Here is a 456-nt window from a genome sequence, read left to right on the forward strand (position 1 = left end):
AAAGAAACGACCCCAAAAGAGGTAGCCTTTATTGAAAATTGGATAAACAACTATCCTAAAAAATGCTTGGGCTACAAGTCGCCGAAGGAATTTCTTAGCGGTGGCTAACTTCAACTTGAAATTTAGCTATGTTTCTAAAATCTGAATCGTTTACAGTAAAGAGCGAAAAATAGTCGACAAAGTACAGAGTTATGGTATAATACTTAGTGGAGCAACAATCTTGCGTGAAGCGGGTCAGGGGAGGAATCCAGCAGCCCTAAGCGATGTAGATTGTGTGCTCTTTTTGTGTGTCTTGAAGAAACCATAAAACGCAGGAAATCATTGTTATTTCGTAAGCGCCCAATAACAAGGTATCTTTAACCGAACTAGAAATCTAGCTATACTAATCTTATAAATCATCAGGATGGAGATTGATATGGTAGATTCTCGCTCGTTCACTAGGATAAATTTATGCGA

At 38.2% G+C, this 456-nt stretch carries 1 other RNA gene and 1 pseudogene; both read left to right on the forward strand.

Annotation, left to right across the window (positions count from 1 at the left end):
* Positions 1–108: pseudogene (locus tag E4T71_RS08940) on the forward strand (IS30 family transposase); the annotation flags it as partial.
* Positions 109–198: 90 nt separating this feature from the next.
* Positions 199–295, forward strand: an RNA gene (gene ffs, locus E4T71_RS08945) — signal recognition particle sRNA small type.
* Positions 296–456 lie beyond the last annotated feature (161 nt).

Origin of the sequence: Streptococcus sp. WM07 (assembly GCF_004570525.1) — a bacterium.
Lineage (GTDB): Bacteria > Bacillota > Bacilli > Lactobacillales > Streptococcaceae > Streptococcus.